The organism is Vibrio nigripulchritudo ATCC 27043 (assembly GCF_000222685.1).
Lineage (GTDB): Bacteria > Pseudomonadota > Gammaproteobacteria > Enterobacterales > Vibrionaceae > Vibrio > Vibrio nigripulchritudo.
Window position 1 is genome coordinate 107,058 of record NZ_AFWJ01000278.1, and the last position, 20,396, is coordinate 127,453.

At 45.9% G+C, this 20,396-nt stretch carries 17 protein-coding genes; 9 read left to right on the forward strand and 8 right to left on the reverse strand.

Translation table 11 applies throughout. The annotated features are described in order from the left end of the window. The first annotated feature begins 26 nt into the window (after window positions 1–26). The 3 genes from RH89_RS21025 (at window position 27) to RH89_RS21035 (ending at window position 3,341) form a co-directional block, all read left to right on the forward strand. Window positions 27–1,241 (forward strand): pyridoxal phosphate-dependent aminotransferase, encoded by a 1,215-nt coding sequence (locus RH89_RS21025; protein WP_004406192.1) that lies wholly within the window; start codon window positions 27–29, stop codon window positions 1,239–1,241. A 147-nt stretch (window positions 1,242–1,388) separates the two neighbouring features. After that, window positions 1,389–1,973 carry a 5'-deoxynucleotidase gene (yfbR, locus tag RH89_RS21030; protein WP_004406194.1) on the forward strand — a complete coding sequence of 195 codons (585 nt, stop codon included), beginning with the start codon at window positions 1,389–1,391 and terminating at the stop codon, window positions 1,971–1,973. A 48-nt stretch (window positions 1,974–2,021) separates the two neighbouring features. Next, window positions 2,022–3,341 carry an anti-phage deoxyguanosine triphosphatase gene (locus RH89_RS21035; protein WP_004406196.1) on the forward strand — a complete coding sequence of 440 codons (1,320 nt, stop codon included), beginning with the start codon at window positions 2,022–2,024 and terminating at the stop codon, window positions 3,339–3,341. 32 nt (window positions 3,342–3,373) lie between these two features. Here RH89_RS21035 and RH89_RS21040 read toward each other — a convergent pair whose 3' ends face one another. Continuing rightward, complete coding sequence (locus tag RH89_RS21040) at window positions 3,374–3,994, reverse strand: tRNA-uridine aminocarboxypropyltransferase (RefSeq protein WP_038146900.1); 621 nt, start codon at window positions 3,992–3,994, stop codon at window positions 3,374–3,376. Between RH89_RS21040 and rrtA the strand changes: the two genes are divergently transcribed. Next, window positions 3,983–4,549 carry a rhombosortase gene (rrtA, locus tag RH89_RS21045; protein ID WP_004406199.1) on the forward strand — a complete coding sequence of 189 codons (567 nt, stop codon included), beginning with the start codon at window positions 3,983–3,985 and terminating at the stop codon, window positions 4,547–4,549. The two genes, RH89_RS21040 and rrtA, sit on opposite strands and share 12 nt — an antisense overlap. A 56-nt stretch (window positions 4,550–4,605) precedes the next feature. On the opposite strand, the gene RH89_RS21050 is transcribed toward rrtA, so the two are convergent. The 7 genes from RH89_RS21050 to tig all read right to left on the reverse strand — a co-directional run bounded on the left by RH89_RS21050 (window position 4,606) and on the right by tig (window position 13,584). After that, window positions 4,606–4,926, reverse strand: a complete 321-nt coding sequence (locus tag RH89_RS21050; RefSeq protein ID WP_004406201.1) for a ComEA family DNA-binding protein — start codon at window positions 4,924–4,926, stop codon at window positions 4,606–4,608. Window positions 4,927–5,052: 126 nt separating this feature from the next. Next, window positions 5,053–6,924 carry a peptidylprolyl isomerase gene (gene ppiD / locus RH89_RS21055; RefSeq protein WP_004406203.1) on the reverse strand — a complete coding sequence of 624 codons (1,872 nt, stop codon included), beginning with the start codon at window positions 6,922–6,924 and terminating at the stop codon, window positions 5,053–5,055. A 327-nt stretch (window positions 6,925–7,251) separates the two neighbouring features. Next, window positions 7,252–7,524 (reverse strand): HU family DNA-binding protein, encoded by a 273-nt coding sequence (locus RH89_RS21065; protein ID WP_004406206.1) that lies wholly within the window; start codon window positions 7,522–7,524, stop codon window positions 7,252–7,254. 195 nt (window positions 7,525–7,719) lie between these two features. Next, entirely contained in the window at window positions 7,720–10,071 is a 2,352-nt protein-coding gene (gene lon, locus RH89_RS21070; protein ID WP_004406208.1) for an endopeptidase La, read from the reverse strand. Window positions 10,072–10,183: 112 nt separating this feature from the next. After that, window positions 10,184–11,464: an ATP-dependent protease ATP-binding subunit ClpX gene (clpX, locus tag RH89_RS21075; protein WP_004406221.1), complete on the reverse strand. Its 1,281-nt coding sequence runs from the start codon at window positions 11,462–11,464 to the stop codon at window positions 10,184–10,186. An 86-nt stretch (window positions 11,465–11,550) separates the two neighbouring features. Continuing rightward, entirely contained in the window at window positions 11,551–12,177 is a 627-nt protein-coding gene (gene clpP, locus RH89_RS21080) for an ATP-dependent Clp endopeptidase proteolytic subunit ClpP (protein ID WP_004406230.1), read from the reverse strand. 105 nt (window positions 12,178–12,282) lie between these two features. Continuing rightward, window positions 12,283–13,584: a trigger factor gene (gene tig, locus RH89_RS21085; protein WP_004406233.1), complete on the reverse strand. Its 1,302-nt coding sequence runs from the start codon at window positions 13,582–13,584 to the stop codon at window positions 12,283–12,285. Window positions 13,585–14,032: 448 nt separating this feature from the next. Between tig and RH89_RS21090 the strand changes: the two genes are divergently transcribed. The 5 genes from RH89_RS21090 to RH89_RS21110 all read left to right on the forward strand — a co-directional run bounded on the left by RH89_RS21090 (window position 14,033) and on the right by RH89_RS21110 (window position 20,303). Further along, window positions 14,033–15,805 (forward strand): sensor histidine kinase, encoded by a 1,773-nt coding sequence (locus RH89_RS21090; RefSeq protein WP_004406234.1) that lies wholly within the window; start codon window positions 14,033–14,035, stop codon window positions 15,803–15,805. Window positions 15,806–15,813: 8 nt separating this feature from the next. Then, complete coding sequence (locus RH89_RS21095; RefSeq protein WP_004406236.1) at window positions 15,814–17,151, forward strand: sigma-54-dependent transcriptional regulator; 1,338 nt, start codon at window positions 15,814–15,816, stop codon at window positions 17,149–17,151. A 378-nt stretch (window positions 17,152–17,529) separates the two neighbouring features. After that, complete coding sequence (locus RH89_RS21100; protein WP_004406238.1) at window positions 17,530–18,507, forward strand: C4-dicarboxylate TRAP transporter substrate-binding protein; 978 nt, start codon at window positions 17,530–17,532, stop codon at window positions 18,505–18,507. A gap of 21 nt (window positions 18,508–18,528) precedes the next feature. Further along, window positions 18,529–19,026 (forward strand): TRAP transporter small permease, encoded by a 498-nt coding sequence (locus RH89_RS21105; RefSeq protein ID WP_004406239.1) that lies wholly within the window; start codon window positions 18,529–18,531, stop codon window positions 19,024–19,026. After that, window positions 19,026–20,303, forward strand: a complete 1,278-nt coding sequence (locus RH89_RS21110; RefSeq protein WP_004406241.1) for a TRAP transporter large permease — start codon at window positions 19,026–19,028, stop codon at window positions 20,301–20,303. Before RH89_RS21105 ends, RH89_RS21110 begins: the two co-directional genes overlap by 1 nt. The last annotated feature ends 93 nt before the right edge of the window (window positions 20,304–20,396 follow it).

Here is a 20,396-nt window from a genome sequence, read left to right on the forward strand (position 1 = left end):
AAATAAAATAAATCGGGATTTACTCAATGCAAAATATCGGGATGTCATCAAAACTCGACAATGTCTGCTACGACATTCGGGGTCCTGTACTCAAACATGCTAAACGCATGGAAGAAGAGGGGCATAAAATACTAAAGCTGAATATCGGTAATCCCGCCCCGTTTGGCTTTGATGCCCCTGATGAAATCCTGGTTGACGTAATCCGCAATCTTCCCACCTCGCAGGGCTACTGCGACTCTAAAGGTATTTACTCGGCGAGAAAAGCCGTGGTTCAGCATTATCAGCGTAAAGGCTTACTGAATTTAGACGTTGAAGACGTGTACATTGGGAATGGTGTATCTGAGCTGATTGTGATGGCAATGCAGGCTCTTCTGGATAACGGTGACGAAATGTTGGTGCCTGCGCCAGATTACCCGTTGTGGACAGCGGCTGTGTCTCTGTCTGGAGGTAATGCTGTTCACTACCTTTGTGATGAAGAATCAGACTGGTATCCAGATCTTGAAGATATCAAAGCCAAAATCACGCCTAAAACTCGTGGGCTGGTACTGATCAACCCGAACAACCCAACTGGTGCCGTTTACAGTCGGGACTTTCTTTTAGAGATAGTTGAAATTGCTCGTCAGCATAAACTGATCATCTTTGCTGACGAGATCTACGATAAAGTCCTTTATGACGGCGCAACCCACACATCCATTTCCACGCTTGCTGATGATGTTTTGATGGTGACATTCAACGGTCTTTCTAAAGCCTATCGCGTGTGTGGTTTCCGCGGTGGCTGGATGTTTTTGACAGGTCCTAAGGCGCAAGCCAAAGGTTATGTCGATGGGTTAGACATGCTGTCGTCGATGCGCCTGTGTGCCAATGTACCGATGCAACACGCGATACAAACGGCTTTAGGCGGCTACCAGAGTATTAACGAACTGATTTTGCCAGGTGGGCGCTTGTTGGAACAGCGAGACAAAGCCTACGAGATGATCACCCAAATTCCCGGGATCAGCTGCGTTAAACCTAAGGGCGCTATGTATCTGTTCCCTAAAATTGATGTGAAAAAATTCAATATCAGTAACGATTTGAAATTCGTACAGGATTTTCTGATTCAGGAAAAAGTACTTCTGGTTCAGGGAAGTGGGTTTAACTGGCCAAAACCGGACCACTTCCGAATTGTGACTTTGCCTCACATCGAAGACTTAGAGACAGCCATTGGAAGGCTGGATCGCTTCCTGACTACATATCGTCAGTAATCTAAACATGTTCTTTCAAGCGCACCTATTGGGTGCGCTTTTTGTTTGTAATCTGTTATCTCAAGTCCCGGGTTTCCTAGTTAAGTTGTGCCTTTAAACTCAATCTCTTAAGCTATAGGGAACCGTGTGAAAAACAAGGAGCACCACATGGCACGCAGTCACTTTTTTGCCCATCTGGCCAGAATGAAGCTTATTCAACGTTGGCCACTCATGCGCTCTATTTCCACTGAAAACATTTCAGAACATAGCCTTCAGGTCGCGTTTGTGGCGCACGCTCTGGCAATCATCAAAAACAAAAAGTTTGGCGGCAACGTAAACCCCGAACGCATTGCACTTCTTGGTATGTATCACGACACCAGTGAAGTCCTGACTGGCGATTTACCTACCCCAGTAAAATACTATAATCCTGATATTGCTAAAGAATATAAAAAGATAGAAGCGGCGGCAGAAGCTAAACTGTTATCGATGCTGCCTGAAGAATTTCAGGAGGACTTCGCTCCATTTCTGATTTCAAAAGATGCCAATCAGGAAGACCAAGGGATCGTAAAACAGGCAGATTGCCTCTGCGCATATTTAAAATGCCTTGAAGAGCTTTCTGCCGGTAACCACGAATACGCGCAGGCAAAGAAAAGGTTAGATAAAACGCTCAAAGACCGAGAGTCGCCCGAGATGCTTTACTTTCTAGAGACCTTCGCCGAAAGTTTTGAAATGTCGCTGGATGAGATCAGCTAGAGCATCAACCATTCAACGTTCCAATATAACGATAATAATGAGGACAATATGACCAAACTCGACCATTTCGCTTGGCAAGAGCGCATGAATGAAGAGCAGAAACTGCGCCGCGACGATCACCGTGACCCATTCCAGCGAGACCGAGCAAGAATCCTGCATTCTGCGGCATTTCGCAGGTTACAGGCTAAAACGCAGGTGCATGGCACTGGCGTTAATGACTTTCACCGTACTCGCCTCACCCATTCTCTTGAAGCCGCACAGCTGGGATCGGGTATTCGAGCCCAAGTAAAGCGTAAACAACCTGAATTGTCTGATTTACTGCCGACTTCCAGCCTGATGGAGGCACTGTGCCTTGCTCATGATATCGGTCACCCTCCCTTTGGTCATGGCGGCGAAATCGCACTGAATTACATGATGCGCGAACATGGCGGCTTTGAAGGCAATGCTCAGACATTCCGGATTGTTACCCAGTTGGAGCCCTATACTGAAAACCATGGCATGAATTTAACCCGTCGCGCTCTGCTCGGATTAATTAAGTACCCGGCTTTAATCAGTGAGACTCGCTCCACTTCGATCCCTGAATCGGTCAGCAATCAGCGAAAACTGAAAGCCAGCGACTGGCATCCAGCCAAAGGGATATACGATGATGATAAATCCCTGTTTGACTGGGTATTGGAGCCTTTGAGCGACAATGACAAACTTGCTTTCTCTGCTATGCGCGAGAAGGACTATGCTTCCTTTGAACATAAGAAAACCCGATTCAAGTCGCTGGATTGCTCCATCATGGAGTTGGCCGACGATATTGCCTACGGCATTCATGACTTAGAGGATGCCATTGTGCTTGGTTTGGTTCATCGAAACCAATGGCAGGAGGTAGCAGCGAGCCAACTAGCTGAATGTGGTGACAAATGGTTCGAGGAGAATATCCAAACTATCAGTGACAAGCTGTTTTCCGGTATCCATTACCAGCGTAAGGATGCAATTGGAGGCATTGTTAATGCGCTACTGACCAGTATCAGCGTCGCTGAGTTACCAGAAAGCAAATTTGATGAGCCTCTTCTTCGATGGAATGCAACTTTAGAGCCATCTTCAGAGCGAGCACTCGAGATCTTCAAACAGTTTGTAAGCCGATATGTAATTCAGATTCCTGAAGTTCAGGTCGTCGAATACAAGGGGCAACAAGTGATTATGGATATCTTCGAGGCAATAAGTGGGGATCCAGAAAGATTGCTGCCAGATTCAACTCGTCTTGAATGGTTAAAAGCAGCAGAAAGTCATGACGGCGGGATGCGAGTGATCACTGACTTCATATCTTCACTCACGGATGGATCTGCGCAAAGGCTCCATCAACAGCTTTTTTGTTCCTAATTAGGACCGACTGCTCCGAGTAATTAAAACAATCAGTAATTTTTTGATCGGACGTGCGGTGGGATATGAGAAAACTGCATGTCCACCATCCTTTCAAAGCTATCCAGAAGTGCGGAGAAATCCCGGCTGCTATCCAAAAGACGAAGTACATGAAACCCTGCTTCAACTGTCGATAAGCTATTGCTGGAAGGTGCTTTTCGAATCCGATAGTTCCCTTCTAGGTTTTCTGGCAAAGCGAGGCAAGGCAAGTCATGCAACATGGTGTTCAGCCTCCACATCTTGTAGGCTTTTTTCCAGGTTCCATCCAGTAGTATCACCCTTAGCTTTTTACCCCTATGCTTAGCTATCTCGGACACAGAGAGGCTACTTTCCTGCGGAAACAGAACACAGTGATGATAGGCGTCATCCTCCAGCAATTGAGCTAGCCTTTTATCGTTTGTGAAGTCTTCTCCGATCAATACATGCATATTCGCTAACGAGAGCTTTAGTATCCGAGCCGTCCCCATTGCACGATTCACTTCATCCGGATGTTGAAGAATCAGCAGTTCTACCTCAGAATGAAGGCTTTGAATGGTGTGGCAAATACACATTTTTTTCGCCTTCCCACAATCTTGGCAATATCGAGAGTGCGTTTCAGATTGATGATCAGACATAAAGCAGAATTGGTTCCCGTTGTAGTAATTTATGTAATCGTTATGGTCGTTGCACAGCTTCCGACATTCAGCGATATACTGCCCTGGAACGCAGATGACATTCTAGACGGGCAATGGTGGCGAATCGTAACAGGAAATTTTACCCATACCAATCTTAATCATCTCGCTCTCAATGCGGCTAGCCTGGCGGTGATTGCATTCTTTTTCCGTTTCACTGCATCCTGGTTGTCCATGGCTGTTCTGGTTCTTCTTCTTTCTGCATTGATTGGAGTCGGTTTACTGGCTTCAGATACTTATCAATACGTTGGTTTTTCAGGCGTACTACATGGAATATTTGCTTTTTACGCTCTCACAGAAGCAATACAGGGCAGAAAATCGAGTTTGCTGTTAGTCGGAGCTGTACTGGTCAAGATTGGATGGGAAACCTGGGTTGGACCTTCGGCAGACACCGCCGCATTGATAGAAGCAAAAGTGGCAACAGAGGCACATGTAGTTGGTACTTTCTTTGGTCTGATTCTTAGTGCTTTGCAACCCAAAAAATGGGTAAAAAAATGAGCGCGACCAAACGCTCATTCACATCCATATACAAAGGTCTGTTGTTCTAAAGTTTTCTACAGCAGAATTCGGTCACGATTCTTGTCAACGGTAGCGTTGCCAATACCCTTCACTTTACTCAAATCGTCTGCCGACTGAAATAACCCGTTCTTTTCACGGAACTCTACGATGGTTTTCGCCTTCTTAGCACCTATACCGATTAAAAGCGTTTGTAGCTCCTCTACGGTCGCTGTATTGATGTTTACGGTAATTTCTATTCCGGCATGCTTATCATTGCTTGAAGCCGCTTTAGATGGCGAATTTGAATCCCACGCGTTTGCAGATACGGCAGAGCAAAGAGAAAGAGCGGCTATCAAAGCCAGTTTTATGATTTTCATATTTCCTTCCTTGGTTATAAAAAAACGTATTTTGTACGGTCAACAAAGGTTAGAAAATCATCAATACTAAAAATACAACAGGCCGCATATAGCGACCTGTTTGATAGACAAATTAGTTACACACTTTTACGGGTGAGTACTAGCATTATCAATTACATAGAACTCAACATCCGCTTTATCACGAAGCGCTTTGCTCAATGCAATCATGTCTTGCTCACCATTGCTGCGAACCAATTGCATGCCAATTTGTGCTGCAAATGCAGGCTGTTCTTCAAAAGAAACACCCTCCAATTCAACAACCACAATGTTGCCTGTGAAGTCTTTAGACTGGCTGTAAACCTTTTTACCTTCTTCAGGTTTAGTCATTGCAAACACCGTGTTAGCCAGAGGGTTACCACGATTAATGGTTTCCTGCTCGCCAAACGCCAAGCCTTCCTGCTCTAATACGCTACTATCGCCATTAGAAAGCGCTTCAATCAACTGGTCAGCCAATTCAACCGCTTTTTGCTCACCTTTCACAACAGACAGTTGCTGAACGACTTGTTCTTTCACTTCTTCGAAAGGCAATACCGTTTCTTCACGAACCTCGTCGACACGAACCACAACAACGTGTTCTGGCGCAATTTCCACAGGTACAGAGTTTTCACCGTCTTCTTTCACTTCAGGGCTGTAAATAGCTTCCTGAACTTCTGGGCTACTCAGAATCTCTGGAGCGTTGAAACGAGAGATAAACTCTGTAATTTGTACAGTGCCTTCGAACAACTCTGCTGACGGCGCTAGAGAATTTGGAGACTCAAACGCTACACGCTCAAGATCGGTGTAAATGTCATGGAAGCTTTCCGCAGCACGTTGGTTTACCAAGTCTGCTTTGATTTCTTCCTTCACTTCAGAAAGTGGCTTAGTTTCTGAAGCTTTAAGCTCATCAAGCTTGATGATGTGGTAACCGAAGTCAGACTTAACCAAACTCGTTACGTCGCCTACATTCGCCAGGGCAAATGCCGCTTCTTCGAAAGCTGGGTCCATAACGTCGCGCTCAATCCAACCTAATGAACCACCTTCGTCGGAACTGCCAGGGTCTTCCGAACGAGTTTTCGCCAGCTCAGCAAAGTCAGTACCTGCGTTCAGGTCATCCAGAATCGCTTGAGCTTTTGCCTCGTCGTCACCTTCAACCAGAATGTGGCTTACGCTGCGTTGTTCCGCAGAGGAGTACTGGCTAAGATTTTCCTGGTAGTAAGCATCTACGTCTTCGTCAGTCACTTCTACGCTTGCTTTAAGCGCTTCACCAGACAGTTCAAGGTATGAAACCTTAACTTGCTCTGGACGAGTGAACTGAGCCGAATTTGATTCGTAGTACTCTTGAAGTTCTTCGTCTGATAACTCAGCTTTTTTCGCAAACTCTTCAACACTCAGTTCCAAAGTGCGAATGTCACGAGTTTGAGTAATCAGTTTAGATTGGTCGGCAACTTCACCCGGTAAGCTGAACTCGCTCGCGCTCACCGCTTGTAAAAGTTGATTACGAATTTCACTACGACGCATAACTTCGCCGAAGGATTCTGGTGTGTAACCAGCACGACGCAATGATGTTTCGTAAATATCCTGATTGAACTTTCCATCTAACTGGAATTCAGGCATCTGAAGAATAAGGTTCAGCACTTGTTCGTCACTGATGCGCATACCTAGTGAACGAGCGTGGTTCTCTAGCAAGATTTCATTGACCATCTTGTCTAATACAGACTGACGAAGTCTTTGAACGAAATCTGGGTCTGCAAGCAACGCTGCGTATTGTTCACCATATTGCGCTTGAAGCATGTTGCGCTCATTCTGATACGCTTGCTCAAAAGCACCGCGGCTAATTTCAATGCCATCAACTTTTGCAGCAACGTTGTTGCCACCGCCAATGTAGCCACTCACACCTGTGAAGACAAAGGACAGAATGATCAGTCCTAAAATAATTTTAATTGCGATGCTGTTTACGCCTTCGCGCAATCGTTCCATCATAATGTAACAACTCTCCAAAATTGAGCCTGAGCTCTGACTAAGCCATTAAATCTACACATTAGCGAATACTACAAGCCAGCTCACTGATAAATATGTGTGATTTAGATCTGTAGCCCACAAAAAAGTTCACCTCAAAACTGAGGACATTTTCATTTTTTCGGACATTAGCTTGTTCAGAAGAATTCAGGCAAATCGCCTTATAGCGCTGAATGGTGAAGATGATATCAGAAAAAGAAATGCGCACCACATTGATGCGCATATTTCAGGATTTTTTGGCGTTTTTGAGCGCCATTCCCAGTAATTGACCTTTTGCAGGTCAATCCAAAATTAGTTGCACGCGTCTTTAAGCGCTTTACCTGCTTTGAAAGCTGGTACTTTAGCTTCTGCGATTTGGATTTCTTCACCAGTCTTAGGGTTACGACCTGTGCGAGCTGCACGAGTACGTACGCTGAAAGTACCGAAGCCAACCAATGCTACTTGGTCGCCAGATTGTAGAGTGTCACTCACTGCTTCAATGAATGCGTCTAGGGCACGACCCGCTGATGCTTTAGAAATGTCAGCGTTCTCTGCGATTTTTTCTACTAGTTGTGTTTTATTCACGTGATGTTCCCCTTTAGTACCACCGATTCCAAAATTGGCAGTATTCGTTCCGTTAAAAAATTTAGTTATTTTTAAACCGCGCCTTATGGGAAAAGGCGTTGTCCTTGGTGGATAAACTTAGCCTCCAAAAAAAACGCTGACAAGCCTTTTCAAGCATGTCAGCGTATTTTGTTTAGTTATTTTTGCTGCACGTCACTATTTTACAGACTCTAGAGTGACTCCAGACGGGTCTTTCTCCAATGCAATCGTTAACACATCGTCAATCCACTGAACCGGTTTAACCACCAGATCTGCAATAACATTGTCTGGAATTTCTTCCAAATCGCGTTCATTTTCTTTCGGAATGACCACTGTTTTGATTCCACCGCGATGGGCCGCGAGCAACTTCTCTTTCAGACCACCGATTGGTAAAACTTCACCACGAAGGGTAATTTCACCTGTCATTGCGACATCGGCTTTAACCGGGTTACCTGTCAGGCTAGAAACCAGTGCTGTGCACATTGCGATACCCGCACTTGGTCCGTCTTTAGGTGTAGCCCCTTCAGGAACGTGTACGTGAATGTCGCGCTTCTCATAGAAATCTGAGTTGATACCCAGTTTTTCCGCACGAGAACGAACAACCGTCATTGCAGCCTGAATCGATTCCTGCATCACATCGCCAAGAGAACCGGTTTGAGTCAGCTTACCTTTACCCGGCATAGACTCAGTCTCGATGGTTAACAGGTCGCCACCTACTTCCGTCCAAGCCAGACCGACTACCTGACCGATGCGGTTGCTTTCGTCTGCTTTACCAAAGTCATGACGCTGCACACCAAGGTAGTCTTTCAGGTTTTCAATAGAAACAGACACTTTCTTCAGGTCTGAATCTAACAGAATGTTCTTCACCGCTTTACGGCAGATCTTAGAGATCTCACGCTCAAGGCTACGTACACCAGCTTCACGCGTGTAGTAACGAATGATGCCGATAATGGCAGAGTCATCGATTTCGATCTCGTGATCTTTCAGACCGTTACGCTTAACTTGCTTACCCACTAGGTGGCGCTTGGCGATGTTCAGTTTTTCATCTTCTGTGTAGCCAGAAAGACGAATCACTTCCATACGGTCAAGAAGAGGACCTGGGATATTCATCGAGTTTGACGTCGCAACAAACATTACGTCAGACAAGTCATAATCCACTTCAAGGTAGTGGTCGTTGAATGAGTTGTTTTGCTCTGGATCCAGCACTTCTAGCAACGCTGAAGCCGGGTCTCCACGCATGTCAGAAGACATTTTGTCGATCTCATCCAGAAGGAACAGTGGGTTTTTCACTTCCACTTTTGACATTTTCTGAATCAGTTTGCCCGGCATAGAACCGATGTAAGTACGACGGTGGCCACGGATTTCCGCTTCATCACGTACGCCGCCCAGAGCCATACGAACGTATTTACGTCCTGTTGCTGCTGCAATAGAGCGACCCAGAGAAGTTTTACCCACACCTGGAGGACCAACCAAGCAAAGGATAGGACCTTTCAGCTTGTTGATACGGTTTTGAACCGCTAAATACTCAAGGATGCGTTCTTTTACGCGTTCTAAGCCATAGTGATCTTCATTAAGAACCTCTTCTGCTTTCGCCAGGTTCTTCTTCACTTTAGAGCGCTTAGTCCAAGGAACACCCACCATCCAATCGATGTAGCTGCGAACAACCGTCGCTTCTGCGGACATTGGAGACATCATCTTAAGCTTCTGCAGCTCTTGTTCTGTCTTCTCGCGCGCTTCTTTCGGCATTTTCGACTCTTCGATCTTCTTCTTCAGAGTTTCAAATTCGTCTGGCGCGTCGTCCATTTCACCCAGTTCTTTCTGGATGGCTTTCATTTGCTCGTTCAGGTAGTACTCGCGCTGGGATTTCTCCATCTGCTTTTTCACGCGACCGCGAATACGTTTCTCTACCTGAAGTAAGTCGATTTCTGATTCCATTTGCCCCATCAGGAATTCTAGGCGCTCATTAACATCCAGAATTTCCAGCACTTGCTGCTTGTCGTTAAGCTTCAGAGGCATATGAGCGGCAATAGTGTCTGCTAAGCGCGCCGCTTCGTCGATTCCGTTTAGAGAGGTCAGAACTTCTGGTGGGATCTTCTTATTCAGTTTGATAAAGCCTTCAAACTGATTGATTGCACTACGAACTACAACCTCTTGCTCACGCTCATCCAGTTCTGGCGTTGACAGGTATTCAGCATCTGCCAGGAAGAAATCGTTTTCTTTGAACTGATGGATTTGAGCACGTTGCTGACCTTCGACCAGTACTTTTACCGTACCGTCAGGCAGTTTCAACAACTGAAGAATGGTTGCAACAGTACCGATAGAAAACAGGTCATCGATAGATGGCTCGTCAGTATCTGCTTGCTTTTGGGCAACAAGAAGAACTTGCTTGTTGGTGTCCATCGCAGACTCAAGGCAACGGATTGACTTTTCACGACCAACAAACAATGGGATAACCATATGTGGGTAAACTACCACATCTCTCAAGGGTAATACGGGGATCTCGATACGCTCGGAACGTTCCAAGTTCATACTATTCTCTCTTCCGTTTCTGCTTATGTGCAGTATATGGGGGCAAGTTGCTTAGATTCAACGAGATAATAAAAAAAGGAGGCAAAAGCCTCCTTTAGTGTTTAAAAGTATTTTATTCTGCGCCAGCAGCCTGATTGTCGTTCCCTTCGTAAATCAGTAGAGGGTCTGATTCACCTTGGATAACCGCTTCATCAATCACAACTTTGCTGACATTCTCAGAAGATGGCAATTCGTACATAGTTTCCAGAAGTACAGACTCCAGAATAGAACGAAGACCACGAGCACCCGTTTTACGATCCATGGCTTTCTTGGCAATCGCCTTAAGCGCATCTTCACGGAACTCCAGCTCAACATCTTCCAGATCGAACAACGCTGCATACTGCTTAGTCAGTGCGTTCTTAGGTTCACACAGAATCTGAATAAGTGCTGCCTCGTCGAGTTCGGTCAGTGTAGTGGTTACAGGCAGACGACCAATGAATTCCGGAATCAAACCGTATTTCACAAGATCTTCAGGTTCTACCTGAGTGAACAGTTCACCGACGGTACGCGTTTCGTCTTTAGAACGAATATCAGCACCGAAACCAATACCAGTTCCTGTTGCTGTACGTTGCTCAATCACTTTATCCAGACCAGCAAACGCACCACCACAAATAAACAGGATCTTAGATGTGTCTACCTGTAGGAACTCTTGCTGAGGATGTTTTCTGCCACCTTGTGGTGGAACAGATGCAACCGTACCTTCAACCAGTTTCAATAGCGCTTGCTGTACACCTTCACCGGATACATCACGCGTGATGGATGGGTTTTCGGCTTTACGTGAAATCTTGTCGATTTCATCAATGTAGACAATACCGCGTTCCGCTTTTGCCACATCGTAATCGCACTTCTGAAGAAGCTTCTGGATGATGTTTTCTACATCTTCACCGACATAACCTGCTTCCGTCAGAGTGGTCGCATCGGCCATGGTGAAAGGTACATCTAGGAAACGAGCCAGGGTTTCAGCCAGCAGCGTTTTACCGCTACCCGTTGGACCGATCAGCAGGATGTTACTCTTGCCCAGTTCAACGCCTTCGCTCGTCGTATCGCCATTACGCAAGCGCTTGTAGTGGTTGTATACCGCTACGGCTAGCACTTTCTTAGCGTAATCTTGACCAATCACATAATCATCAAGGTGTTCGCGAATTTCGCGAGGAGTAGGAAGCGCGCTGGATTCCTTCTTAGGAAGCACATCCTTAATTTCTTCACGAATAATATCGTTACACAAGTCGACGCATTCGTCGCAAATGTACACCGATGGACCTGCGATTAGCTTGCGAACTTCGTGCTGGCTTTTGCCGCAGAAAGAGCAATAAAGTAACTTACCGCTACCGCCCTCTTTGCTTTTATCTGTCATTCGCTAACCTCTTAGCCTTTACTATCTTGTTTTGAGTTTATATCAATTTTCACCAAATTTCGCCTGCATCTTGCAGCAATGACAAATTACTCTTTATGGTGAGTTAAAACTGAATCAACCAAACCGTATTCTACTGCTTGATCTGCCGACATAAAGTTGTCGCGATCGGTATCACGCTCGATAACTTCAAGAGGCTGACCTGTATGCTCTGCAAGCAATTTGTTTAGCTTTTGTTTGATGGTCAGAATTTCTTGAGCGTGAATTTGAATGTCGGACGCCTGTCCCTGGAAACCACCCAGTGGTTGGTGGATCATAACGCGAGAGTTAGGTAGAACGTGACGTTTACCTTCCGCACCGCCTGCTAACAGGAAAGCACCCATTGAACAAGCCTGACCCATACATACCGTACTTACGTTTGGTTTGATGTATTGCATGGTGTCGTAGATTGACATACCCGCCGTTACACTTCCGCCTGGTGAGTTGATGTAAAGGAAGATGTCTTTGTCTGGGTTTTCTGATTCAAGGAAAAGTAACTGCGCAACCACAAGGTTGGCCATCTGGTCTTCAACTTGACCAGTCAGGAAAATGATACGTTCCTTGAGCAAGCGTGAGTAGATATCGTAAGAACGTTCACCACGGGAAGTTTGTTCTACCACCATGGGTACTAGTGCATCAATGATTGGTGACATTGCATTTTTTTCTTGGTAGCTCATATTCTTATATCCCTAAATAAAATGGCCCGGATGAATGACTCATACGGACCATTGTTAGCAGAAGAGTTAAAACAAAGTCAACTTTCTACGCACTGAAACCTGATTTTATGCAGGCTGTTGCGTATTCATAAGCTCGTTGAAGCTTACTTCTTTTTCAGAAACTTTTGCTTTAGCGATGATCGCGTCAATCGCTTGCTCTTCTAGCGCAACATTGCGCATGTTGTTCATCATTTGCTCGTTTTGCTCGTAGTAAGCAATAACTTCTGCTGGATCTTCGTAAGCAGTCGCCATCTCTTCAATAATAGCCTTAACTTTCTCGTCGTCAGCTTTTAATTCTTCAGATTTGATCACTTCGCCTAGTAGAAGACCTACAACAACGCGACGTTTAGCTTGCTCTTCGAACAGCTCACGTGGAAGTTGCTCAGCCGCTTCAGGGTTGCCACCGAAACGTTGTGCAGCTTGCTGACGCAGAGTACCGATTTCTTGATCGATAAGTGCAGCAGGAACGTCGATTTCGTTTTCGTTAACCAGACCGTCAATCGCTTGCTCTTTGATGCGGTTCTTAACAGCTTGCTTAAGCTCACGCTCCATGTTCTTGCGAACTTCAGCTTTAAGACCGTCGATGCCGCCTTCAGCGCCAAACTTAGCAACGAATTCTTCGTCAAGTTCTGGAAGCTCACGCTCTTCAACTTTGTTTACTTTGATAGCAAACTTAGCTGCTTTACCTTTTAGGTTTTCAGCGTGGTAATCTTCTGGGAAGTTTACGTCGATTTCGAATTCCATGCCCGCAGTCTTACCTACGATGCCGTCTTCAAAACCAGGGATCATGCGACCAGCGCCCATTTCTAGTGGGAAGTTCTCAGCTTTACCGCCTTCAAACTCTTCACCGTCGATAGAACCAACGAAGTCGATAGTTGCACGCGAATTCTCTTCAGCAGCGCCTTCAACTTCTTTCCAAGTTGCTTGCTGCTTACGTAGAGTTTCGATCATTTCAGCAACGTCGTCTTCTTTCACTTCTACTGCTGGTTTCTCAACAGTGATGTTATCAAGACCTTTCAGCTCAACTTCTGGGTAAACTTCGAAAGTTGCGTTGAATACAAGATCTTTACCTTCTTCAGTTTCAACTGGAGCGAAAGTAGGAGCGCCCGCTGGGTTGATTTTTTCTTTAACAATCGCTTCGATGAAGTGACGTTGCATAACCTCACCCATCACATCCTGACGTACTGCTTTGCCGTACATTTTCGCAACCATTTTCAAAGGCACTTTACCTTTACGGAAACCATCGAAACGACGGTTTTTAGCGATGTTGCGTAGTTCAGCTGTTACTGCGTCTTCGATGTTAGCGGCAGGAACGGTAATAGTAAGACGGCGCTCTAGGCCTTCTAGAGTTTCAACAGTAGCTTGCATTATAAATAAACCTCAAAACTGGCTCAGATTACCTGAGCGTATGAGCCAGCGCTTCTTGCGGTGGCTTCATCCTTAAGTTGCATTCTGTCTGAATACATAAAAATAAATTCGTAGAGTCACAAACCACCGAATTCTTGGTTTGAACACTATTCGGTGATCCCTTACCTATACTCTTGGTACAGATAGAACATCTCCAATTAGCTTCAGGACAGAAATTTTAGACGCGACATTCTAGCGATATGCGTAACGACTGTCGAGCCAAGTCCTGATTTCTCGAACATTTGGCAAAAGTTTTCTGAGAAATGGGGACGATACATGGCTTTTCAAGTGAAATAATCAGTTTTTTTCATGAAAAGGCAAAAAAGAGATCCGAGTCTTGTTTTAACAACCCATAAATTTCTCTTTTTTGTTACTTTTACGTTATCAGTTGTTGAAGAAGTTTATCTCTATGATTCTGCGGCGTATTCCAGTCATTTTATTGCTCTCCTACGCTGTCTCTAGCCTGATACTGGGCACATGGGGCTGGCAGGCTGGTTATGAGCAACAACTGGAAGATGCGCAAGTTCAGGCTGAACAGCTCAGCAGCCACCTCACGAGTCAGCTAGAAAAGTACGCCTACATTCCACAACTTATGTCTAAAGACAACGAACTGGTGGATGCCCTACTTTCTCCTGATAACAGCGCTCAGCTAGACATCACCAATCGCTACCTGGAAGAAGTGAATACGGTTGTCGGGGCTGCAGATACTTATCTTCTCAATAATATCGGAACAACCATCGCCGCCAGCAACTGGCAAAACAAGAAGACCTTCGTTGGGCGTAATTTTGCGTTTCGCCCTTATTACCAAGCCGCGATTTCAGGAAACCGGGGCGAATACTTTGCATTAGGCAGCACGTCGGGCAGGCGCGGATATTTTTATTCGTATCCAGTTAAATACGCTGGAAGCCCAATTGGTGTTCTTGTTGTAAAAAAAGACCTTTCCACAATAGAAGAAGACTGGAACAGTCAAAATAGCTTCTTTGTTGTCACGGACAGTGACGATGTAGTGTTTATGTCTAACCGGGTAAACTGGTGGTACAACAGCCTTTATGATCTTGACGAAATTAAGAAAAAAGAAATAAAGGAGAGCCGTAGATATCTGGAACGGGATATATCTTCTTTGGCATTTTCCGGCAACTTCAACGCCAGACAAACTGAATTAACCCTTACAAGCGATTCTTCATTTTTTAATCAGTATTTAAGTGTCGTCAAACCCCTTAACAATAGCTCCCTGACAGTGCGGGTTCTCAGCCCCAAATCGAACCTTTTTTGGAAAATCGTTGGGCTGATTGCTTTGAATACACTGGTGTTCGCCCTGCTTTATCTCGCTAGCATCATCATTCGCCAGCAAAAGTCTAAGCAAAGGCAAATCGAACGTATTCAGGCGGAATCCAAGCAAAAGCTTGAATATCAAGTTATGGAACGAACCGCAGAGTTAGAAGCGGAAATCAAGGTAAGAGCAGATACCGAATCGGTACTCAGGCAAACTCAGGAAGAGCTGATTCAAGCCGCAAAGCTCGCGGTTTTAGGGCAAATGTCCACCAGCATCAGCCACGAGCTAAATAACCCTCTCGCGGCGATCCGCAGTTACGCAGACAACGCGCTCCAGTTTCTGGAAAAAGAACGGCACGACAAAGTCGATCAGAACCTGCACCGAATTTCGGCGCTCACTGAACGCATGGCAAAAATCAGTCAGCAGTTAAAAGCCTTCGCGAAAAAAAGTGACGCGAGCGATAGAGTCGTTACCCAAATTTCGCCTGTCATCATCGCAGCAAAGGAACTGTTAAAACCTCAGATCAAAGAGAGCCAAACGCAATTAAAATGCGAAGGACTGGAGCAGCCCCTCGAATCCAGAATCAACCCAATTCAGCTCGAACAGGTATTAGTGAACTTACTCACTAACGCCATTCAGGCTATGGATATGCAGCCACAAAAAAACATTCTACTCAGGCTGTATGCGACCCCAGAACATATCGTGATTAATATAGAAGACTCCGGTCCGGGGATCGCGACCGATACGCTCAACCATTTGTTTGAGCCCTTTTTCACGACGAAGCAAAACGGTCTTGGGCTTGGTTTACCCATTTCCCAACAGATTATGCAAAGCATGGATGGAGAACTGCAGGCGCATAACATGGAACAATCCGGCGCGCGCTTTCGTCTCTTGCTGCCAAAAATTTAGGAATGAGTATGTGTCACATCTATTTTATTGATGATGAAGAAGATCTTCGGATTGCCATGGAGCAGGCATTTGAACTGGCGGATATTGAAGCCACAGGGTTCCCAGATGCCGAATCTGCCCTGCTGGCGTATTCGGAAGACGAGCCACCCTTTGTGGTCGTCACCGATATTCGCCTGCCCGGCATTAACGGTCAGCAGTTGCTGAACTCCATCAAAGCCAAAGATGAGGATATCCCTGTGATTTTAATTACGGGTCACGGCGATATTTCTATGGCTGTCCAATCGATGCACGATGGCGCTTACGACTTTATCGAGAAGCCTTTTTCCAACGATCGGCTTATCGATACTGTGAAACGGGCCATCGAGAGACGAAAGCTGACCTTAGAAAACCAGAAGCTCAAGCGTGCGCTAAAAGCCAACAAAACACTTGGTCCACGAATCATTGGAGAAACCGACAGTATTCAGTCACTTCGCGACACCATTAGCCACATAGCCGACACCAACGCAGACATTCTTCTGTTTGGCGAAACGGGCACTGGCAAAGAGTTGGTTGCCCGCTCTCTGCATGAGCAAAGCAGTCGGCGTGAGCAAAACTTTGTTGCAGTCAACTGTGGGGCGGTGCCAGAAAACCTCATTGAGAGCGAATTATACGGGCATGAAAAAGGCGCTTACACAGGTGCAGACAGCCAACGTATCGGTAAGTTTGAATACGCTCAGGGAGGAACGCTTTTTCTTGATGAAATCGAATCCATGCCGATGCAGGCACAGATTCGATTGCTAAGGGTATTGCAGGAAAGGCAGATTGAGCGGATCGGCTCAAACAAAAGCATTTCTCTCGACATTCGCGTTATTGCAGCAACAAAAGTGGATTTGAAGGACGCCGCCTCAGAAGGCACATTTCGGCAGGATCTCTACTACCGCCTAAATGTTGTGACGCTAGATTTGCCCCCTTTGCGACTTCGTAAAGAAGACATTCCAGCCCTGTTTCATCATTTTTTGCTGGTCGCAGCAGCACGTTATGGAAAAGCCGCCACTTCTTTACCTTCTGCCGATTTACAGACCCTTATCGCCCATGACTGGCCGGGTAATGTTAGGGAGCTAAGAAACGCCGCAGAGCGCTTTGTCCTGCTCGGTAAACTCAGTCAGTTGGGCGAAACAGAAAAACCGAAATGCCAGTCTGGGCTTGCAGATCAGGTTTCAGAGTTTGAAAAAGCTCTGATAGAGCAAGCGCTTGCCGATCACGGCGGCAGCATTAAAGACACCATGTCTGCTCTTCAGCTTCCACGTAAAACCCTTTACGACAAGATGCAAAAGTTCGGCATCAACAAAGACAGCTACAAAAGTTAAACCTTCCCCACTTCATTACGCGCTTGGTGCTCGCCAAGCGCGAATATGCATACCATCACTTATTCTCTATCTGATTTTCGCAGGCAGCTGTCACACTTTGATTATTTGCAAGATGTCGATCGGTTGTTTTTTAACCATACAAAGGATACCGTAAATCCATATATGAAATTTACTTTTGTATATGAATTTAATCAAACTCTATAACTGAGATGAAATCTTGTTCCCTTCTGCGACCTGAGAAGCTGTCCACTCGGAAACAGTGATGTATCGGGGCAAGTCAGCGACACGACCTGCACAACCAGTATTAATTGCGCATTGCTCGTGGCGCCTGAGTATTTACTCATCTATTTCAGTTTCGCGGAAAATCAGGAGCAACACATGGAACGTTTACTCAAGCCGCTTATTGCATTAACGATGCTGTTTTCCAGCGTCGTCTTTGCAGCAGACTATGAACTCAAACTGGCTCATGTCACATCGAACAAAGAGCCTCTCCACCAAGCGCTGGAATACTATGCCGAAAACGTAGAAAAGCGCTCTAACGGCAAAATCAAAATCACGATTCACCCGAATGGCGAGCTCGGCACCAACCTGGAAGTTTACGAGCAAGTGAAACTGGGTCTGCCTGTTATTCAAACGGCTGATCCGGGTTACCTTTCCGATTACGCGCCGGACTTTGGCGTGTTAAACGGTCCTTACTTACTCAATGATCCAAAAGATTTTAAGAAGTTGCTGGATTCATCCCTTTATCAGTCTATGAAAGAGACCGTGAAGAAGAACGGAAACTTCGAAGTTCTAGCGATGAACTGGTTGTTTGGTGAGAGACACATTATTTCGGACAAAGCGATTTTGTCACCTGATGACCTGAAAGGTGTGTCAATGCGCGTTCCACCAAACGTAATGTGGATTGAAACCGTAAAAGCGATGGGAGCTCGTGCTACCCAACTGGCATGGTCAGAAGTGTATACCGGTTTATCTTCGGGCGTGGTCGATGCTGCTGAAGCGCCGCTTGGTTCACTTTACGCCGCCAAACTGTATGAAAGCAAAAAGCACGTGTCGCTAACCAGCCACTTTAAAGCATTTATTGGGCTGGTCATCAACGCCGATTACTTTGCCAACCTGCCAAAAGACATTCAGACCATCCTGGCTGAAGAAGCGATCAAAGCGGGTGAATTCATGACAGAGCTTTCAGTTAACACAACCGACGCGCTACTCGACAAGCTTCGCGCAGAAGGCGTGACTGTTCATAAAAACGTAGACGCCAATGCATTCCAGAAAGCAACGGCTCCGGTTTATCAGAAATTCCCTAAGTGGTCAGATGGTTTGCACGCCAAAGTTCGTGAAATTCTGGACAACTGAGACCAACAATAAGGAATCATGATGTCACTAAGAAAAGTGTCGGAGGTGTTGGGCAAGCTGGAAACCGCGCTTGCCCTGATCGCCATGAGCCTGGTTTTGGGTTCCGTTGTGTGGGGGGTGATCACTCGCTACATCACGGAGCAACCCGCAGTCTGGACAACAGAATTGTCAGGCATAGCCTTTACATGGATGGTATTTATGGGAGCAGCCGTGTGTTATCGAAAGAGTCTGCATATTGGCGTCCCCGTATTTGTCGATGCGCTGCCTGACAACATTCGTAGACGGTTGTTCCAGTTAACAACACTGGTCGTACTGATCTTTCTGGCATACAGCTTTTATCTGGCAACGGTTCTGGCTTTTCAGTCATGGAACCGTCCTTCGCCCGTATTAAGGTTACCGTTTTTCTTCGTGTACCTTGCAACCTGCCTGTCTTTTTTATTTATGTTGATTCACAGCGTAAGTCATCTGTTTAACAGACCCACTCAAACAGATGACACTACAGAATCGGAGGTGCTGTAATGGATTTACTTCCGGTTTTCATTCTGTTTCTGCTTTTTGCGGTTAACGTACCTGTTGCTTTCGCCCTCGCGATTGCTGGGTTAACCTTCTTTTTAATGACCAATGGCATTCAACACCAGATTTTTATTCAGCGATTTGTTTCGGTGACCCACTCATTCCCTTTGTTGGCGATTCCCTTCTTTATTACGACGGGCGTCATCATGAACCACGCGGGCATAACTGAGCGGCTAATGAAGTTAGCCGACAGCTTAACGGGGCATAGAGTCGGCGGTCTGGCTCAGGTCAACATCCTGCTCAGTACCTTAATGGGCGGCATGTCTGGCAGTGCGAATGCAGATACCGCGATGCAGAGTAAAATCATGGTTCCTCAGATGAACCAGCGTGGCTATCACACGGCTTTTTCTGCCGCGGTTACGGCGTGTTCATCCATTATCAGTGTGATCATTCCACCCGGTATTGGTTTGATCTTGTATGGCTACATGGGTGACGTCTCCATTGGGCGACTATTTCTGGCTGGCGTGGTTCCGGGAATTGTCCTGTGTATCGCATTGATGCTAGTCGCGCACCGGATTTCCCGGATTCGCGATTACGCTCCGTCACAGCCGAAACCTTCTTCACTAACCGAACGTTTACTGGCATTGAAAAATGCTGCGTGGTCGCTAATGGTTCCCATCGGAATTATTGGTGGTATCCGATTCGGGCTTTTCACTCCAACTGAAGCAGGCGCGATTGCGGTGATCTATGCCATTATTGTTGGCTATATCCATCGCCAGTTCTCGGTTAAAGCCTTACCTTCCATCATGAAAGAAACGGTGATCGCTACCTCTACCGTGATGTTTATTATCTGTGCGGCTTCTACTTTCAGTTTCTACTTATCATGGGAACGATTGCCGGTGCAGGTCGCCAATGCCATGTTGTCGCTGACAGATAACCCATACCTGTTACTGCTGATCATCAACTTACTGTTGGTTTTGGTTGGGATGTTTATTGAAGGTGGCGCTGCACTGATCATTCTGACACCTATTCTGGTGCCTATCATCACCAAAGTGGGGATAGATCCGGTGCACTTCGGGATTGTGATGGTACTTAACCTAACCATCGCTGGTGTTACTCCACCTCTGGGGACGCTGATGTTTACAGCATGTAGCATCAGTAAAGTGGCGGTCAAAGACTTTGTTAAAGAAGTCCTTCCGTTCCTTGGGATGCTGCTGGCGGTATTGCTTCTTTTGACTTTCGTTCCTAAGATATCGCTCTGGTTACCGGGGACGATGGATTAGATAAATCGAAAAAAGCCCTGCTGGGGAAAGCAGGGCAATGTGCTTCAAGTGCATTTATGAACGATCTATTCCTGAGTGTAGGGTGTCTCAGGT

Coding starts and splice junctions, on each gene's coding strand:
- RH89_RS21040 (WP_038146900.1), bottom strand. CDS start 3,994: ATGTCTGATCATCAATCTGAAACGCACTCTCGATATTGCCAAGATTGT.
- RH89_RS21090 (WP_004406234.1), top strand. CDS start 14,033: ATGATTCTGCGGCGTATTCCAGTCATTTTATTGCTCTCCTACGCTGTC.
- yfbR (WP_004406194.1), top strand. CDS start 1,389: ATGGCACGCAGTCACTTTTTTGCCCATCTGGCCAGAATGAAGCTTATT.
- RH89_RS21095 (WP_004406236.1), top strand. CDS start 15,814: ATGTGTCACATCTATTTTATTGATGATGAAGAAGATCTTCGGATTGCC.
- RH89_RS21025 (WP_004406192.1), top strand. CDS start 27: ATGCAAAATATCGGGATGTCATCAAAACTCGACAATGTCTGCTACGAC.
- rrtA (WP_004406199.1), top strand. CDS start 3,983: ATGATCAGACATAAAGCAGAATTGGTTCCCGTTGTAGTAATTTATGTA.
- RH89_RS21110 (WP_004406241.1), top strand. CDS start 19,026: ATGGATTTACTTCCGGTTTTCATTCTGTTTCTGCTTTTTGCGGTTAAC.
- ppiD (WP_004406203.1), bottom strand. CDS start 6,924: ATGATGGAACGATTGCGCGAAGGCGTAAACAGCATCGCAATTAAAATT.
- RH89_RS21100 (WP_004406238.1), top strand. CDS start 17,530: ATGGAACGTTTACTCAAGCCGCTTATTGCATTAACGATGCTGTTTTCC.
- RH89_RS21105 (WP_004406239.1), top strand. CDS start 18,529: ATGTCACTAAGAAAAGTGTCGGAGGTGTTGGGCAAGCTGGAAACCGCG.
- RH89_RS21050 (WP_004406201.1), bottom strand. CDS start 4,926: ATGAAAATCATAAAACTGGCTTTGATAGCCGCTCTTTCTCTTTGCTCT.
- clpX (WP_004406221.1), bottom strand. CDS start 11,464: ATGACAGATAAAAGCAAAGAGGGCGGTAGCGGTAAGTTACTTTATTGC.
- tig (WP_004406233.1), bottom strand. CDS start 13,584: ATGCAAGCTACTGTTGAAACTCTAGAAGGCCTAGAGCGCCGTCTTACT.
- RH89_RS21035 (WP_004406196.1), top strand. CDS start 2,022: ATGACCAAACTCGACCATTTCGCTTGGCAAGAGCGCATGAATGAAGAG.
- lon (WP_004406208.1), bottom strand. CDS start 10,071: ATGAACTTGGAACGTTCCGAGCGTATCGAGATCCCCGTATTACCCTTG.
- clpP (WP_004406230.1), bottom strand. CDS start 12,177: ATGAGCTACCAAGAAAAAAATGCAATGTCACCAATCATTGATGCACTA.